Below are 17,711 nucleotides of genomic sequence, written 5' to 3'. Positions count from 1 at the left end.
TCAGTTTTCAAGGTTCATATCTTGTCGTTATCTTAACGACTCATTTATTATATCAAAACAACATTTCATTGTCAACAACTTTATTAAAATAACATTTTATAAAATTGTTTTTTATTTATAAATGATGTGTCACTCTCAAGCGACTTTAACAGTATATCAATCTATCATTTTATTGTCAATATCATTATGAAATAAATTTAGATTTTATTATTCGTTGTTCAGCAATCTATAGAATATATCATCTTAAAAAGATAACACCCTTCTTTTATAAGAAGAAATAATTAAAACCTGTTAAACATACTACCAATACTACTCCTGGTAAACCTAATAATGCTACGATAAGAATTGATGCAAAATTCAACGGAACCCATACGCCTAAATATCCTGCTCCATATGATATAGCATATAAGACACAGAATGATAATGTTATACGAAATGCAACGTTCGAAAATAATTCAAGGATCTTTCTAATACCTTTTGGTTTTCGCAGCACCCAATAAAAAACAAACAGCACTCCAATTAAGCTAATTACAAGCTTGGCCATATAAATCACTCTCCATTATTTTACGATGTAACTGATATATATGATAGGAACACTGTTTGTCATTCATTATTTAATTAAAATTTTCCGAATACGCGCTTCTTTAAATAGGTAGAAGTGTTTACTTTCAGCAATCTTACGTTGTGCAATGATATTTAAATCATAATCAGCCATTAAGTTTTCTATTTCCTGTGTATGTTGCCATTCTGCTTTTGTATGACGCATTAGCTGCACGAGCTTATCATCGTATTCTTTACGCAACTTTTGTTTTCGAAAAAACATATCATCTTGCACCCCATTCTACAATTCACGTCTACCTTCTAACGCTTTCGATAAAGTTACTTCATCTGCATATTCTAAATCGCCACCCACAGGTAGACCGTGAGCAATACGGGTTGTACGAATACCAGATGGTTTTACAAGACGCGAAATATACATAGCTGTAGCTTCGCCTTCTATTGTAGGGTTTGTTGCTAATATCAGTTCTTGTACTTCTTCGTTTTGCAATCTTTTTATTAAAGATGGAACGTTAATATCTTCTGGTCCTATACCATCCATTGGAGAAATGGCACCCTGTAATACATGATAAAGACCATGATAATCTCGCATTTTTTCCATCGCAATTACATCTTTTGTATCTTGTACTACACAAATTGCTGAACGATCACGTTGTGGATCTTGACATATATGGCATGGATCCACATCCGTAATATGTCCACATACAGAACAGTAGCTTAAATTGCGTTTAGCGTCTACTAAAGCTTTCGCAAAATTCAGCACAGTATCTTCTTGCATTGTTAACACAAAAAACGCCAGACGGGACGCGGTTTTCGGCCCGATGCCTGGCAACTTCATAAAACTATCGATTAGCTTGGATATTGGTTCAGGATAATGCATCCTTTATTCCCCCTAGAATCCAGGAAGGTTGATTCCTTTAGTAAATTGTCCCATTGTTGCATTTGTAGTTTCCTCAACCTTAGCAATTGCAGCGTTAGTAGCAATAACAATCATATCTTGTAATAATTCTACATCTTCTGGGTCTACAATTTCTGGATCAATAACAACTTCTTGCACTTGTTTTTGACCATTCATCACTACTTTTACAAGCCCATTACTAGCAGTACCTTCAAAAGTTTGAACTGCCAATTCTTCTTGCGCTTCCATCATTTTCTTTTGCATTTTTTGCATTTGTTTCATCATATTGTTCATATTTCCCATACCACGCATCGTTAAATTCCTCCCAGTATTTGGATTTACTCTTCAATTTCCACAAAATCTTTGCCAAATAATTTTTCGGCTTCTGAAACAAGTGGATCTTCTGAAGCTTGTTGTTCTTCAACTAAAATAGATTGTACAACCTCAAGCGCCTGTTCGCCACCTGTATCTTCATGTTCAGTCTTTTTATCCATTTTATGATGTTGGATAAAATCTGCTCTAATTTTCAACCAACTTTCTTCTGGCACAAAAACAATTTCATAAAAATTCCCTGTTATCCCTGCCATACACTGACCGAAGTTGGAGATTAATTCTTGATTATCTGCTGCCATCTGACAATGTATATCATATTTGAATTTTAACACAAAAGCACTTGACGATGCCGCCACAGGCTCTGATTCTTCTAGTAAAGCTGACTGAGGCTTTGGTAGCTGGTTGAGTACGTCAGCCCAAGCACCTTTAATCATCTGAATGTTTTGTTTCGTAGCTACTTTTAGGACTTCTTGAATCCTACCAACAGGAACATTAAATGTACTAGAAGACTTAACTTGTTGTCTTGGTTGAGACTGTGTCTGTGGCTGTTGTTGAGCCATCGCACCACTTTGCTGCAATTGATTTACTAAGGTTTCTAAAGTTGTAATTTTCGATTGTAATTCGGCAACTTGTGGTACTTCAACAGATAAACTTCCATTAGCAGACGCCGAAATAGCAGGGAAACCTTTGTTTGATTGAGACATTTTCAATAAAGCAGTTTCTAAATATACTTTTGAATGTAAGGACAGACGCATTTCCAGTTGTGTTTTTGAAAGAATATCAATATAGCTATAAAGCGTATCCATTGAAAAGTCATTAGCTAATGTTTGGAATTTCTCATCTGTCGTTGCTAATTCAAGCAAATCACCTAAATCCGGAGCCGTTTGAATTAACAATAAATCCCTGAAGAATGTGATGAGATCTTCAGAAAGTCGTACAGCATCCTTACCTTCACTCATTAGCTGCTCTAGCGTAGCCAATACTTTTGCTACATCTTTTTCAGCTAAACTTTTAGCCAATTCATAGAAGATTTCTTGACTAATAGACCCTGTTACAAATAGTGCATCTTCAAGCGTTAATTTTTCACCACTAAAAGACACCACTTGATCTAACATACTTAACGCATCACGCATACCACCGGCAGCAGACTTTGCAATCACCTTCAACGCTTGTTCGTCATAAGGTAAATGAATATCTTCAAGTACCACTTTCATGCGTTCTAAAATATCTACAGATGATAAACGTTTAAAATCAAAGCGTTGGCAACGGGATATAATTGTTGCCGGTATTTTATGTGGCTCTGTTGTTGCTAATATAAAAACAACATGTGAAGGTGGCTCTTCTAACGTTTTTAGTAAAGCGTTAAATGCACTTGTAGAAAGCATATGCACTTCATCAATGATATAAACCTTATAACGAGCGCTTGCAGGTGCAAAGCGAACCTTTTCGATAATCTCACGCATTTCATCAACACTTGAATTAGATGCCGCATCAAACTCAATGACATCTGGATGCGAGCCATTCGTTATGCTTTTACATGTTGCACATTCATTACACGGTTCTTCAGTAGGCGCGTGTTCACAGTTTAAAGTTTTTGCGAAGATCTTAGCAGTACTTGTCTTCCCAGTACCACGCGGGCCAGAAAATAGATAAGCATGTGTTGTTTTATTGGCAAGGAGAGCATTTTGAAGTGTTCGTTTCACATGAGATTGCCCTGACATTTCTCTAAAAGATTGTGGGCGATACACGCGATAAAAAGCTTGATATGTCAACGTTTTTTCTCTCCTTTCTGCCATTGCATTTTAATAATTCAATTATAGCATAAGAGATCGTTGGAAACCTTTATTGTATATGTATAAAAAAAGAAAAACCCACTTGTCAAAAAAGACAAGTGAGTTTGTAGTTTACACGATTAATACCGTGCACCTTTTCCCGACAGCCGTACATAAGCGTTACTCTTGTCGTTAGCTCGGATTAGGCTACCCCGCGGCACATGAGTCAGACCACTTAATGCTGCTTCCTTCCGGACCTGACATGGTTCATGGGGACTCATTGCGCAGGACCCAATCGTCAACACCACGTGCAAGAGGCAGACCAAACATACGGACAGCCTCAAAAAGGGATTCAGTCTCGCTAAAGCGGATTGCGAGTTACAGGACACCGCTACCTTCCCACCTAGCACGGTAAATACTAGTATACGAATAGTTGTGAAAAAAATCAACTAAAAAACACAATATTAATAAAAGATAAATGATATTTCAGTATAGGGATCAATTCATTACTATTTAATATGCCACCAAAAATATCGAATGTATGTTGATTCTCCATAAATAATCTACTATCCTTATTACCCCATAATAAATCGTAGCTTTTATCTTTGATTCTATCCTCAATAATGCAACAACATCTTATTTTTTTGTGGGAAGAAAATAATACAAACTTTTTCAGTGAAACTATTGACGAACTTATAAAATGATGATAAAGTATATTTTGTCAGTAAGACAACAACATATTTTTTTTGGAGGAATACCCAAGTCTGGCTGAAGGGATCGGTCTTGAAAACCGACAGGCGGGTCATACCGCGCGGGGGTTCGAATCCCTCTTCCTCCTCCATTTTATTTTTATAAAATAACACGCGCATAATATTGAGATTGTATTCGTTGCAAATTGTAACGAATTTTTCTTAACATAATTTAATCTCAAAATTCCAAAACAAACTGAAAAGTTTGTTTTTTTTTATTCTAAAACGCTAAATGTTTTGCACAATTTAGTTGCAGGAGTTGAAAAGTAGAGGGAGCTACCCTAAATAATCATCGGGGCAGCTCCCTTCTTGCATAATAATCTTTTTATGAATAATTTCGAGTAACTCTTCTGGCTTTTGAATAATAAATATATTTTCTAATTGTTCTTGTTGCATAAAACCTTCATCAGCCATATGCTGGAGTTGTAACCGTAATAATCGATAGTAGTTATTGACGTTATATAGACATATCGGCTTTTGATGTTGCCCTATTTGCGATAATGTTAAAACATCAAAAAACTCATCCATCGTTCCTGCTCCGCCAGGTAAAGCGATTAGTAAATCTGCTAATGCAATCATTTTAGCCTTACGCTCATACATGGTTGTTACATAATGTAATTCGGTGATATGTTCATGTGTTACTTCTTTCCATTGCAAGAAACTTGGCATTACTCCTACAACATTTCCATTATTAGATAGAGCAGCATCTGCTACTTTCCCCATTATCCCTTGATTCGAACCTCCATATACGATTCCTATATCATGCTTTGCTAAAAAGATACCTAGTTCTTCTGCTTTTTCAGCATAAATTGGGTTTCTTCCCGTTTTGGATCCACAATAAATTCCGACGCGCATAATATCCCCCATCATCATTAGTTTCTCTGCATTCGCCCTAATTTTAATTGTGAAATTGCTTATATACCACCCTATACGATAAAAGTTAAAAATACCGTTACATTCTAACGCAAAATATTGTTTTAATTTTAAGCGTTGTTATACATTACTGCTGATTTTTGTGCTATTGCTCCTGCGATTACTCGTCGCAGAAATAAAGATTGCTCCTGCGATTACTCGTCGCAGAAAAAATGCACAGATAACTTTATTGTTTTACATTACATATCAAGAGCTGTATTTAGCATAGCCTACCATTAATAACAAATGTATATGTGAACCTATAGCAAAAATAGAACATTTAACATTGAAATGCTGTACTAAAAAAGGTTAGCTAACGAAAAGAAAGACTATCTGAAAAGGCGACCTTCGTCACCTTCTCAGATAGTCCCTAAATAATTGATTTATCTTCGACGCAAATGAGAAGTTTGCTCCATAAAATGGCCAATTCTCTCTAAAATGATTTCAATGGTGTCAGGATTTTTCATAAGATCATAATCATTGATATCTAATCGTAGAACCGGGCATGCATTAAAGTTATCAATCCAATTTTCATAACGATTATGCATTTCATACCAATATTCTTTATCTGTTTGTTGTTCCATCGGACGACCACGTTCTTCAATTCGACCAATTATATCATCAATTGGACCCTCAAGATAAATTAATAAATCTGGATGTGGAAAATATGGTGTCATAACCATGGCATCAAATAGATTCGTATATGTTTCATAATCAATCGGACTCATCGTTCCTTTATCATAATGCATTTTAGCGAAAATACCTGTGTCTTCATAAATTGAACGATCTTGAATAAATCCTCCACCATATTCGAAAATACGCTTTTGTTCTTTAAAACGTTCAGCAAGGAAATAAATTTGCAAATGGAAACTCCATTTACTAAAGTCATCATAGAATTTATCTAAGTATGGATTTGTTTCAACTTTTTCAAAAGATGTACGGAAATTTAATGCATTTGCTAATGCTTTTGTCATTGTAGACTTACCGACACCTACTGTCCCTGCGATGGTAATAACAGCATTCGATGGGATACCATATTTTTCTCTTAAACTCATGCTTTAAAGCTCCTTCTTTCTAGCGTTTCCTCAACTGTATTTAAGACTTTTTGTAAGTCTATTGCATTGTGTACAAAGTCCATATCATCGCCATTAAAGCGAATAACGGGGATATCGGGATGTTCTTGTTCAAAGATACGTATAAATTCATGATAGTCTGCTACTAACTGTTCCATATAATCCCGAGAAATCATCTTTTCAAATTCTCTACCTCTCATAGCAATACGCTTCATCAACGTATCTACACTTGCATACAAATAAATGACAACATTTGGTCTTATCATATCATCTGTTAAAATTCGATATATTTCCTCGTACTTATGGAATTCTGATGGCTGTAACGTACGTTTAGCAAAAATCAGATTTTTAAAAATATGATAGTCTGCTACTACTGGCTGTTTATTTGCTGAAATATATTTTTTTATATCATTTAATTGTTTATAGCGATTACATAAGAAGAACATTTCCGTTTGGAAGCTCCACTCATCAATATCTTCATAGAATTTATTTAAAAACGGATTCTCGTCTACAATTTCTTTCAATAAATGAAACTGGAATGTCTCTGAAATTATTTTAGAAAGTGACGTTTTTCCGACACCAATAGGCCCTTCTACCGTAATAAATGGAACAGGCATCAGAAGTCCCCCTTCGCTTATCTTTTTAGTGAATGACTATAATTCTAACATAGTAGAAAATTGAAGGACAGTCCAAGAACTGATTTTGTATATTTGCTTCTTCTTCATCAGCTTTAACAGCTGCACTAATATTCACTTCCATTATAGGAACGAATAATTTTAAAGTCCTATCTTAAATGTTGGATAACTAGCAAAAATGCCACGATAATCCATAGATTTGTTCGCCTTGACTGTGTATGAAAAAGTGAAATTTTTTAAAGAGATTTCGTTTATTCTCTATGCCGGTAAAAACCACCGCCTCTCCTGAGTAGCAGACTCTGCGAAAAGGGAGCTCAGGAATCGTTTTCCAAACAATTGACAAACAAATTTTACAACTCAATAAAAAAAGTCCTGGCAAAAATGCCAAGACTACAAATTATATATTAATTATACAATATGTTTCACATGAAACATTTGTTGTAAGAGCGCCCAATTTTGTGGGAATGAGAAGCCGAGATGCCAATAAGCAATCCCTCTTAGCCCAAGATTATCTAATAAATTAAATTTCGCTTGAATTGACCTTGCATCTTCAAACCAAACAACATGTTCTACACCGTCTTTCCAATAGTGGAAAAATGGTGCTTGTGCCATTTCATCATATGAAATAGCCGCATTATTCTGTTTAGCAAGTTCAATAGCATATTGTGCACTGACTGCAATAGCATTAGGGTTTCCTACTTTATAAGGCAACTTCCAATCATAACCATATAAATTTTGACCCATCATGACTTTTGAAGCTGGTATATCAGTAACAGCATATTCCAGTACCTGTCTTACTGGACCTATTGGCGATACAGCCATTGGTGGTCCACCACTATATCCCCATTCATATGTCATTACCACTACAAAATCTACAACTTCTCCTATTGCCTTATAGTCATGCCCCTGATACCATTTACCAGGTTGATTAGCGCTTGTTTTAGGCGCCAATGCTGCTGATACTGTTAATCCCTCTGGATGAGCCTTTGAAACAAGCCGTTTAAGGAAATCTACGTATTTCTCTTTATCTTCTGGTGGTAAATACTCAAAGTCTACATGTATATCCTTTGCTCCATGCTTTTTTGCCTCTTGTAAGGCAGCCCCAATGATTAAATCTTGTAAATTTGTGTCCATAAAAATCTCATGTGCCAAAGTGTCACTAAAAGCGCCGTTTTCTATATTCGTGAGTACAATTGCTGATGCTGTTCTATTCGCTGCTGCAATATCACCTAAATCTCCCCAATCAAGGGTAGTTAATGTGCCATCCCTTTTCACTTCATATGCAAACGGCATCATATAAGTAAGTAAAGGAGCCCTTTTACTTAACTCCTGAGAGAGACGTGCGGGTACATTTTTCGTATACCATTCTACATATGCATTCGTCTCAATTGTTCTTCGATTTGGATCTGGCGTTTCAGGTAATACAAGCGTTTGTCCGACTACTAGCACGTCTGGATTTGGTATTTCATTGAGTGCGACAATAGTTGCCACTGTCGTATGATTATCCCTGGCAATTTTATTTAAACTATCCCCTTGCTTTACAACATAGATCAAATGCAGCCTCCTCCATTTCTTCATGATTACTAACATATGCTTTCGACTTACAAATCATGCTAAACTATTTTGCAAGGAGAGTGTCTAAATGAACAAAGATCATCACTTTATGCAACTTGCAATTGAAGAAGCCAAAAAAGCCTTCGCTCTTGGAGAGGTTCCTATTGGTGCAGTTATTGTTTATCAAGATCGAGTGATTGCTAGTGCTCATAATCTAAGGGAAACATCACAAAATGCAGTGACGCATGCGGAGCTTATGGCAATCCAGCATGCTTGCGAAGTTATAGATAGTTGGCGCTTAGAGGAGACTACATTGTATGTCACATTAGAACCTTGCCCGATGTGTGCAGGTGCTATTTTGCAATCTCGAATCCCCCGAATAGTATACGGAGCACGTGATAGTAAGGCTGGGTGCGTTGATTCTCTCTATCGTCTCTTAAACGACAGCCGGTTCAATCATGAATGTGAAGTAACTGAGGGTGTATTAGCATATGAATGTAGTATGCTGTTGACAAAGTTTTTTAAAGAGCTTCGTGTCCGAAAAAAGGAAGAAAAGAAGGCAAGGAAATTAGCAGAGGCAAAATCTAATCCATCATTATGAACCGTTACTTACGAATAGTGAAATAGGAAACACTTTTAAATGTATCGTACAAAAAAGCGATTCACCTTTGAGTAGGTGAATCGCTTTTGAATATTAATGACTACTTATTTAGCTGGAGCTTGGATTACTTCAATACCACCCATATATGGTACTAATACCTCAGGAATTTTCACGCTTCCATCAGCTTGTTGATAGTTTTCTAAAATTGCTGCAACTGTACGGCCTACAGCAAGACCTGAACCATTTAGTGTGTGCACATACTCTGGTTTAGCACCTGGTTCGCGACGAAAACGGACATTCGCACGACGCGCTTGGAAATCTTCAAAGTTAGAGCAAGAAGAAATTTCACGGTACATATTTTGAGCTGGAATCCAAACTTCTAAGTCATATTTTTTCGCAGCTGTGAAGCCAAGATCAGCAGTACACATTTTTAATTTTCGATATGGTAAGCCTAACAACTGAAGAACTTCTTCAGCATGGCTAGTCAATTTTTCTAATTCATCATAAGAATCTTCAGGTTTAACAAAGCGTACAAGTTCTACTTTGTTAAATTGGTGTTGGCGGATTAAACCACGTGTATCACGACCTGCAGAGCCTGCTTCTGAACGGAAACATGCACTAAATGCTGTAAATGCTTGCGGAAGTTTTGCCCCATCAAGAATTTCATCACGGTAGAAGTTTGTTACTGGTACTTCAGCAGTTGGAATTAAGAAATAATCTGGTTCTTCAACTAAGAATGCATCTTCTTCAAATTTTGGAAGTTGACCAGTACCTGTTAAGCTTGCACGGTTTGCCATATAAGGTGGTAACATTTCTTCATAACCATGTTTATCAGCATGAAGGTCCATCATGAAATTCCACAATGCGCGTTCAAGTCGAGCACCTAAACCGCGGTAGAATACGAAACGGCTACCTGTTACTTTACCAGCACGTTCAAAGTCAATCATGCCAAGATCTGTTCCAAGATCCCAGTGAGGTTTAATTTCAAAATCAAATTCTGGAACTTCACCCCATTTGTATTCCTCTTGATTATCATCTTCTGAATTACCAACAGGTACACTTTCATGGGCAATATTTGGCAAACGCATCATCATATCATTAAATTTAGCTTCAACTTCATTTAATTCAGCATCTAATTTTTTGATTTCATCATTTACAGCACGCATGTTAGCGATATCTTCATCAGCATTTTCTTTGTTACGTTTCTTCACAGCGATTGCTTCAGAAGCTTTGTTTCGTTCTGCTTTTAATACTTCTGTTTTAGCGATTAAATCACGGCGTAGTTGGTCCCATTCTTCAAAATGGTCAATTGTACCAAGATCTTCATTACGGTGAGATAATTTTTCTTTAATTTCCGCATAGTTTGCACGAACACGTTTAATGTCTAACATATTCAATTCCTCCAATTGTATATTCGATTTTAGAGAAGTAGTTTCTTGTAAGAAAAATTAAAGTGAACACAAAAAAGCCCTCATCCCCATGAAAGGGACGAGAGCATACCCGCGTTGCCACCCTAATTGATTAGATTAAATATCTAATCCTCTTGTTTCATAACGGCTTTATAACCGGCTACAACCTACTATACATTCAGCTGAGCAACTCCAGGACGGATTCACAAGCGCTTTTACCGACTTTCACCAACCGTCGACTCTCTAAAAAAAACGTACTCGCTACTACTTCCCATCATCGTGTTAAATTTTAAGTTACCCATACTTTACAATACATTCTGGAGTTACGCAAGTATTGAACGCTTACTTTCCTTTACCATATGAACGAAATATTCCATAATGCGTGTATCTTCTGTTAATTCTGGATGAAAAGAGCATCCAAGAAATTGACCGTCTCGTGCAAGTACTATTCGACCATCATACTCACCTAAGACATCTACACCTTCTCCAACATTTACAATATGGGGCGCTCGGATAAATACTGCTGGGAAATCCGCTCCGATACCTTTTAAATAAAGTAGTGCCTCAAAGCTATCGACTTGGCGTCCAAATGAATTACGTTTTACTTCAACATTCATCACACCAATATGAGGGTCATCATAATCATTAAGCTTATTCGCTAGAAGAATTAACCCTGCACATGTGCCAAACATAGGCTTTCCCGATGTAGCAAATAATCGTAATGCCGGCATCATATCATAACGGTCTATCAGTTTTCTCATTGTAGTGCTTTCCCCACCTGGTAGTACTAGCCCATCTAAACTATTAAGTTCTTCCTTATGTTTAACAGCTATAGCTTTTGCACCAACTGCTTCAATTGCCTTAATATGCTCACGAACAGCTCCTTGTAACGCCAATACACCAATTTTCACCATACTACCAGCCTCGATCCTGCATACGATCTTGTGGTGCAAGTTTTGAGATATCTATCCCTTTCATTGGTATGCCAAGCTCTTTAGATACTTCAGCAATCAGTTTATAATCTTGGTAATTTGTTGTTGCTTCAACAATTGCACGTGCAAATTTTTCTGGATTTTCTGATTTAAAAATTCCTGAACCTACAAATACACCATCTGCCCCTAATTCCATCATTAATGCTGCATCTGCTGGTGTAGCCACACCACCCGCTGCAAAATTAACAACTGGTAAGCGACCTAAACGGTTAATCTCAAGTAGTACTTCAAACGGCGCCCCTAGGTTTTTGGCTTCTGTCATTAACTCATCTTTTGTCATATTCGCAACTTTACGTACTTGAGCATTAACTTTACGAATATGTCTTACAGCTTCAACGATATTACCTGTTCCTGGTTCACCTTTTGTACGTAGCATAGATGCACCCTCACCAATACGACGAGCTGCTTCTCCTAAGTCACGACAGCCACAAACAAATGGTACAGTATATTCACTTTTTAATAAGTGGAATTCTTCATCTGCTGGTGTTAATACTTCACTTTCATCTATATAATCGACGCCCATAGATTCTAGAACACGTGCTTCTACAATATGCCCAATTCGTGCTTTTGCCATAACTGGTATAGAGACAGCCCCCATTACTTCTTCTACAATACGTGGATCCGCCATACGTGCAACGCCACCAGCAGCACGAATATCAGATGGTACGCGTTCTAATGCCATTACTGCGACCGCTCCAGCTGCTTCTGCAATTTTTGCTTGTTCTGCATTAATAACGTCCATAATGACGCCACCCTTTTGCATTTCTGCCATACCTCGTTTTACTCGTTCTGTACCTGTTTGAATAACCATTTATTTCCCTCCTAAAAACTAGTATGATGTAAGTATAAAGAAAATTGACCATATAAAAAGATTCAGTTCTTCGATTTTTAAAATGGTCAGTTTTTTGGAGGGCGATTTTATGGATATGCTTATGATTCAATTAGAAAAAGATTCATCAACACCGCTATACGAACAGCTTTATGAAGAAATAAAAAAGGGCATTATAGAAGGTACTATTGCTGTCAATTCAAAGCTTCCTTCAAAACGAAAACTCGCAGAATTTTTATCAATTAGTCAAACAACCGTTGAGTTTGCATATTCACAGTTAATAGCAGAGGGATATATTACTTCAAAATCGCGTGTAGGCTTCTTTGTTGAAGCAATTGAAGAGCTAGCCTATGTAGAGAAGACGATTCCTCATAGAGTGTTTGAAGACCATTCTGAACGCCAAATTTTAATTGATTTTAACCCTGGTAAAATTGATACATCGTCTTTCCCTTTTGCTACTTGGCGCAAATATGCAAAAGATGCGATTGATTATCATGAAAAGGAATTATTGCTAATCGGCTCTGCGCAAGGTGAACTGGAATTGCGCGAACAAATTGCAAGCTATTTATATCAATCAAGAGGCGTTCTATGCTCTCCTGAACAGATTGTATTAGGCTCTGGAACTGAACAGCTTCTGCCTATGATTATGAAGCTCTTAGGAGAAGACAACCAGTATGCTATTGAAAACCCGGGCTATACATTAACCCATCATGTTTTTAATCAATACAACCAAAAAGTAGTCCCGATTGAGGTTGATGAAGATGGCATGCAGATTCAGCAACTCGAACACTCAAATGCAAATATTTCTTATGTCACACCATCACATCAATTTCCAACAGGTGCTGTTCTTTCAGCTTCTCGCCGCTCTCAACTATTAAATTGGGCTGCGCAAGATAAGACACGATTTATTATTGAAGATGATTATGATAGTGAATTCCGCTATATTGGCAAACCAATTGCTTCACTACAAGGCATGGATCATAGAGATACAGTTATTTATATCAGTACTTTTTCTAAATCATTAATGCCCTCTTTAAGGATGGCCTATTTTGTTTTACCAAAAAAATTATTATCCAAATATCATAATATGTTCACATACTACACATCTACAGTTCCACGTTTCGAGCAACATATTTTGGCACAATTTATGAGAGATGGACATTTTTCTAAACATTTAAATCGAATGCGAAAAATTTACCGGAAAAAGTTAGAAAAATTGACGCATGCACTTTCTCCATATGCTCCTATCGTTACCATTTCTGGTGAGCAAGCTGGAATGCATGTTATTTTGTCAGTAAAACATGAGATGAATGCAACTACATTAAGCTACATTGCCTTACAACAAGGAATACGTATTACACCTATTAAAGAATATACGCTAGCCCCTACAGTACAAAATCGAGAAGATCAATTTTTACTTGGTTTTGGGGGATTGGTGGAAGAGGAGATTCCAAAAGCTATTCAACAGCTAATGAATTGCTGGGGGATTGAGAAATCATAAAAAAAGGATTGGCAATATAGCCAATCCTTTTTAATTTCTTATATTACTAAAATAATCCAGTGATGAAATGGCCGATTTTATTGAAAGTTAATGATAACCAACTTGCTTTTTCTACAGTTGCTGTAGTTACAACATCTGCACCACTCACTGATCCATCAATAAATCCATAATCTTTGCCAGATTTTTTATTGATTTCTACATGTCCAACAACTGTTCCCTTTTTAGAAGGGGCAGTTAATGATTTTTTATCTAATACTAGTTTTGCTTGGTAGTCATCTGCTTCAGTTGTTTTAACCATCATGGAAACAGCATCTTTTGTTGCAACTTTAACGTTCTTTTCTTTACCATCTTTAACTGGTATTGTTTTTTGATTTTTAAATGAATAGCCTGCTGGTACAATTTCCTCAGTTGTAAATTGACCAAATCCGTAGTCAAATAATGTACGTGCCGCATTGAAACGTGCAATATGTTGTGGTCCTTCTGCATGCATAACAACAGCTATTAAGCGAGTATCATTACGTTTAGCTGTACCTGTGAAACATTGTCCCGCATAATCTGTAGTACCTGTTTTAAGGCCATCGACTCCTTTATACTCAGAGACAAGCCCTGGCAACATAAAGTTCCAGTTATCCATTTTAATAGCATCATCAGTACCTTCACGGAATGTTTTTCTAGGAATACTTGAAGTTTTTAATACTTCAGGATGATCTTTCAATAAATGATACGCAAGACGTGCTACAGATTTTGCTGGCATTTTATTTTCATCATTTTTTGATGTGCCTTGTGGTTGCATACCTTGCAATTGTTCATTGTTAAGACCTGTAGCATTTACAAAATGATAATCTTTTAAGCCAAGTTCTTTTGCTTTCTTGTTCATTAATGTTAAAAATTCTGTTTCGGATCCTGCAATAGTTTCAGCGATCGCAATGGTAGCAGCGTTAGCAGAGTAAATAGCCATTGCTTCATATAACTCTTTAATTGTATATTCGCCATCTGCACGTAATGGAACATTACTTAATGCACGATCTTGTGAAATTTTATAAGCATATTCTGAGACTTTATACTTTTGATCCCATTTAACTTTTCCAGCATCAATTGCATCTAACAGAATATACTCAGTCAACATTTTTGACATACTAGCAATTCCAAGTGGTTGGTTAGCATTTTTTTCATACAAAATCTTACCTGAATCAGCATCAATTAAGATTGCCGCTTTTGCATGCAAACCTAGATTATCAGCAGCACTTGCTGTATTTCCTGCTGGTAATATTGCAAACATGCTAAACATAAGAACAACAGCAATCATAATGCTAAAAATTTTGCTTTTTCTTGATGTCTTCACTATTTTACCTCCATCTATGTATAGACTTATCACGCTCATTTTAACATAGAACTAGGGGTCTCAACCATCGGATATAAAAAAACACTCTTTCCGCTTCATAAATAGTTGCGAAAAGAGTGCTAAAGATACAATCTTATGCTAGTGAATAATTTGGTGCTTCTTTCGTAATTTGTACATCGTGTGGGTGGCTTTCTTTTAAGCCAGCTCCAGTCATTCGAACAAATTGTGCATTTTCACGTAAATCATGGAGATCTTTCGTTCCACAATACCCCATACCTGCACGAACACCACCAAGTAATTGATGAATTGTATCAGCTAAAGGTCCTTTGTAAGGTAGACGGCCTTCAATACCTTCTGGAACAAGTTTTTTTGCATTTTCTTGGAAGTAACGATCTTTTGAGCCATTTTCCATTGCTGCAACAGAACCCATTCCGCGATATACTTTGAAGCGGCGTCCTTGGAAGATTTCAGTTTCTCCAGGTGATTCAGAAGTTCCTGCAAGTAAGCTACCCAACATAACTGCATGTCCACCAGCTGCCAATGCTTTTACAATATCGCCTGAGTATTTAATACCGCCATCAGCAATGATTGTTTTTCCTTGGCGACGTGCTTCTGTAGCACAATCATATATAGCTGTAATTTGTGGTACACCAACACCAGCTACAACACGAGTCGTACAAATAGAACCAGGTCCAATACCAACTTTTACTACATCTGCGCCAGCTTCATATAATGCCTTAGTCGCTTCAGCTGTTGCCACATTACCTGCAATAATAGTTAGCTCAGGGTATGCTTCTCGAATATTTTTCACCTGCTCTAACACGCCTTGTGAGTGGCCGTGAGCTGTATCAATTACGATTACATCAACTTGTGCTTCAACTAATTTTTCTATACGATACATTGAATCTTTTGTTACACCTACAGCAGCACCTACAAGTAAACGTCCAAGTTCATCTTTTGCCGCGTTTGGATATTCCATTACTTTTTCAATGTCTTTAATAGTGATTAATCCTGTCAAAACACCGTCTTCGTCAACAATAGGAAGTTTTTCAATCTTGTATTGTTGAAGCATTTTTTCAGCTTCATCTAATGTTGTTCCAACAGGAGCTGTGATTAAGTCTTCTTTCGTCATCACATCATCAATCATAATAGAGTAATCTTGAACAAAACGTAGATCACGGTTTGTAATAATACCTACTAATTTTTGGTCCTCCATATTGTTCACAATTGGGACACCTGAAATACGGTATTTACCCATTAAATGTTCTGCGTCAAATACTTGGTGAGAAGGTGTTAAGAAAAACGGATTCGTAATTACACCATTTTCAGAACGTTTAACTTTTTCAACATTTTCAGCCTGTTCTTCAATACTCATATTTTTATGAATAATTCCCAAGCCACCTTGACGTGCCATTGCAATGGCCATTGTTGCTTCTGTTACTGTATCCATACCAGCACTAATAACAGGGATGTTTAATTTAATCTTTGATGTTAAATTAATGGATAAGTCTACTTCTTTCGGTAATACTTCAGAATGTGCTGGTACAAGCAGTACATCATCAAATGTCAAACCTTCTTTGGCAAATTTCGTTTCCCACATTTCTTGAACTCCTCCTATAAAAAATATATTATTTGTAAGATTAACAACGTATGCGTTTACTTGTCAAGGGAACTAGAATAAGTAAGATTATTTAGATTTTTCTTTATAATAAGGTTCTTAAATCATTTTCAATTTTTGTTGGGGAAGTTTGTGGAGCATATCTTGCTATAACATGACCATTTGAACTAACCAAGAATTTAGTAAAATTCCATTTAATACTTTCTGTAAAAAGTCCTTTCTTTTCTGAGACAAGGAATTTAAACAGTGGTGATGACTTTTCACCTTTAACATCTATCTTGGCAAACATAGGAAATTGGACATCGTAATTCTTTTGGCAATAAGCCGCTGTCTCATCAATATTAGCGAACTCCTGATTATTAAATTGACTGCAAGGGAAGCCCAGAATAGTAAATCCCTGATTTTTATATTTCTCATATAACTCTTGTAATTCTTTAAACTGTGGGGTAAATCCGCATTTGCTAGCTGTATTAACGATTAGTAATGGATGTCCTTCATATTCCTTCAATGATTGTTGCTCACCATTTATTTTTTGCACTGTAAAATCATAAATATTTTGCATTTTCAATACCCCTTTCATTTTGTACAAATTTTCCTTTATTATAACTGTATTCTTTTGGGAATTTTTCTACAACAAAAATTGCTTTACAAAATAGTTCTATATCAATGTTAGGGTAAGAAACGTTTTCGGTGCATGTACGGTTACTTGTCGCGAATGAAAAATTTACCGAGCTTCGTCTCAAAAAAATTTTCACTACGAGATCTTAGCTGCCAGTTTTTCGTCAGGAGTGTCGTAACATTCACCACCACTCACTACTGCTTTTTACTAAAAATTGTATGAATATCCTAACAGCTAGTATAGAACTAACAAAATATATTCATAAATCAAGAGCAACAAATCCTAAAAATTCTACAAAAAAAAGCACAACTGAATA

The 17,711-nt window shown here is 36.4% G+C and carries 17 protein-coding genes, 1 tRNA gene, 1 other RNA gene and 1 other annotated feature; of the genes, 3 read left to right on the top strand and 16 right to left on the bottom strand.

What is annotated here, in order from left to right; translation table 11 throughout:
• Positions 1-265 precede the first annotated feature (265 nt).
• The 6 genes from ABE048_RS18515 to ffs form a co-directional block, all read right to left on the bottom strand.
• Positions 266-544 carry a pro-sigmaK processing inhibitor BofA family protein gene (locus tag ABE048_RS18515; RefSeq protein WP_430312748.1) on the bottom strand — a complete coding sequence of 93 codons (279 nt, stop codon included), beginning with the start codon at positions 542-544 and terminating at the stop codon, positions 266-268.
• 66 nt (positions 545-610) lie between these two features.
• A complete protein-coding gene (locus tag ABE048_RS18510; protein ID WP_430312747.1) occupies positions 611-823 on the bottom strand; it encodes a YaaL family protein in 213 nt (70 codons plus the stop codon).
• An 18-nt stretch (positions 824-841) separates the two neighbouring features.
• On the bottom strand, positions 842-1,438 hold the full coding sequence (gene recR / locus ABE048_RS18505; RefSeq protein ID WP_430312746.1) for a recombination mediator RecR: 597 nt from the start codon (positions 1,436-1,438) through the stop codon (positions 842-844).
• A gap of 12 nt (positions 1,439-1,450) precedes the next feature.
• Positions 1,451-1,768 carry a YbaB/EbfC family nucleoid-associated protein gene (locus ABE048_RS18500; protein ID WP_430312745.1) on the bottom strand — a complete coding sequence of 106 codons (318 nt, stop codon included), beginning with the start codon at positions 1,766-1,768 and terminating at the stop codon, positions 1,451-1,453.
• Positions 1,769-1,794: 26 nt separating this feature from the next.
• Positions 1,795-3,561 (bottom strand): DNA polymerase III subunit gamma/tau, encoded by a 1,767-nt coding sequence (gene dnaX, locus ABE048_RS18495; RefSeq protein WP_430312744.1) that lies wholly within the window; start codon positions 3,559-3,561, stop codon positions 1,795-1,797.
• Positions 3,562-3,707: 146 nt separating this feature from the next.
• Positions 3,708-3,973: signal recognition particle sRNA large type (ffs, locus tag ABE048_RS18490), an RNA gene on the bottom strand.
• Between the two features lie 336 nt (positions 3,974-4,309).
• On the opposite strand from ffs, the gene ABE048_RS18485 reads away from it, so the two are divergent.
• Positions 4,310-4,402, top strand: a tRNA-Ser gene (locus ABE048_RS18485).
• 184 nt (positions 4,403-4,586) lie between these two features.
• On the opposite strand, the gene ABE048_RS18480 is transcribed toward ABE048_RS18485, so the two are convergent.
• The 4 genes from ABE048_RS18480 to ABE048_RS18465 form a co-directional block, all read right to left on the bottom strand.
• Entirely contained in the window at positions 4,587-5,165 is a 579-nt protein-coding gene (locus ABE048_RS18480) for a TIGR00730 family Rossman fold protein (RefSeq protein ID WP_430312743.1), read from the bottom strand.
• Positions 5,166-5,605: 440 nt separating this feature from the next.
• Positions 5,606-6,277, bottom strand: coding sequence for a deoxynucleoside kinase (locus ABE048_RS18475; protein ID WP_430312742.1), 672 nt, complete (start codon positions 6,275-6,277; stop codon positions 5,606-5,608).
• Positions 6,274-6,912 (bottom strand): deoxynucleoside kinase, encoded by a 639-nt coding sequence (locus tag ABE048_RS18470; protein WP_430312741.1) that lies wholly within the window; start codon positions 6,910-6,912, stop codon positions 6,274-6,276. Before ABE048_RS18470 ends, ABE048_RS18475 begins: the two co-directional genes overlap by 4 nt.
• 426 nt (positions 6,913-7,338) lie before the next feature.
• Entirely contained in the window at positions 7,339-8,508 is a 1,170-nt protein-coding gene (locus ABE048_RS18465) for a glycosyl hydrolase family 18 protein (RefSeq protein ID WP_430312750.1), read from the bottom strand.
• A gap of 64 nt (positions 8,509-8,572) precedes the next feature.
• On the opposite strand from ABE048_RS18465, the gene tadA reads away from it, so the two are divergent.
• Entirely contained in the window at positions 8,573-9,085 is a 513-nt protein-coding gene (gene tadA, locus ABE048_RS18460) for a tRNA adenosine(34) deaminase TadA (protein ID WP_430312740.1), read from the top strand.
• Between the two features lie 104 nt (positions 9,086-9,189).
• On the opposite strand, the gene serS is transcribed toward tadA, so the two are convergent.
• From serS to pdxS, 3 genes are all read right to left on the bottom strand, one after another.
• Entirely contained in the window at positions 9,190-10,476 is a 1,287-nt protein-coding gene (gene serS / locus ABE048_RS18455) for a serine--tRNA ligase (RefSeq protein ID WP_430312739.1), read from the bottom strand.
• 90 nt (positions 10,477-10,566) lie between these two features.
• Positions 10,567-10,781: a binding site (T-box leader), on the bottom strand.
• A gap of 36 nt (positions 10,782-10,817) precedes the next feature.
• The gene (gene pdxT, locus ABE048_RS18450; RefSeq protein WP_430312749.1) at positions 10,818-11,405 is read right to left on the bottom strand and encodes a pyridoxal 5'-phosphate synthase glutaminase subunit PdxT; all 588 of its coding nucleotides are present in this window, start codon (positions 11,403-11,405) and stop codon (positions 10,818-10,820) included.
• Between the two features lie 4 nt (positions 11,406-11,409).
• Entirely contained in the window at positions 11,410-12,297 is an 888-nt protein-coding gene (gene pdxS, locus ABE048_RS18445; protein WP_430312738.1) for a pyridoxal 5'-phosphate synthase lyase subunit PdxS, read from the bottom strand.
• A gap of 109 nt (positions 12,298-12,406) precedes the next feature.
• Here pdxS and ABE048_RS18440 point away from each other — a divergent pair, with 109 nt between their 5' ends.
• Positions 12,407-13,816 (top strand): PLP-dependent aminotransferase family protein, encoded by a 1,410-nt coding sequence (locus ABE048_RS18440; protein ID WP_430312737.1) that lies wholly within the window; start codon positions 12,407-12,409, stop codon positions 13,814-13,816.
• Between the two features lie 46 nt (positions 13,817-13,862).
• Here ABE048_RS18440 and ABE048_RS18435 read toward each other — a convergent pair whose 3' ends face one another.
• The 3 genes from ABE048_RS18435 to ABE048_RS18425 all read right to left on the bottom strand — a co-directional run bounded on the left by ABE048_RS18435 (position 13,863) and on the right by ABE048_RS18425 (position 17,338).
• Positions 13,863-15,158, bottom strand: a complete 1,296-nt coding sequence (locus tag ABE048_RS18435) for a D-alanyl-D-alanine carboxypeptidase family protein (RefSeq protein WP_430312736.1) — start codon at positions 15,156-15,158, stop codon at positions 13,863-13,865.
• A gap of 133 nt (positions 15,159-15,291) precedes the next feature.
• Entirely contained in the window at positions 15,292-16,758 is a 1,467-nt protein-coding gene (gene guaB, locus ABE048_RS18430) for an IMP dehydrogenase (protein ID WP_430312735.1), read from the bottom strand.
• A gap of 103 nt (positions 16,759-16,861) precedes the next feature.
• Positions 16,862-17,338 (bottom strand): glutathione peroxidase, encoded by a 477-nt coding sequence (locus ABE048_RS18425; protein ID WP_430312734.1) that lies wholly within the window; start codon positions 17,336-17,338, stop codon positions 16,862-16,864.
• Positions 17,339-17,711 lie beyond the last annotated feature (373 nt).

It is taken from the genome of Rummeliibacillus pycnus (genome assembly GCF_050459865.1).
Taxonomy (GTDB): Bacteria; Bacillota; Bacilli; order Bacillales_A; family Planococcaceae; genus Rummeliibacillus; species Rummeliibacillus pycnus_B.
The sequence above is the reverse complement of the archived record's forward strand: the minus strand, read 5'-3'. Positions and strand labels throughout refer to the sequence as shown.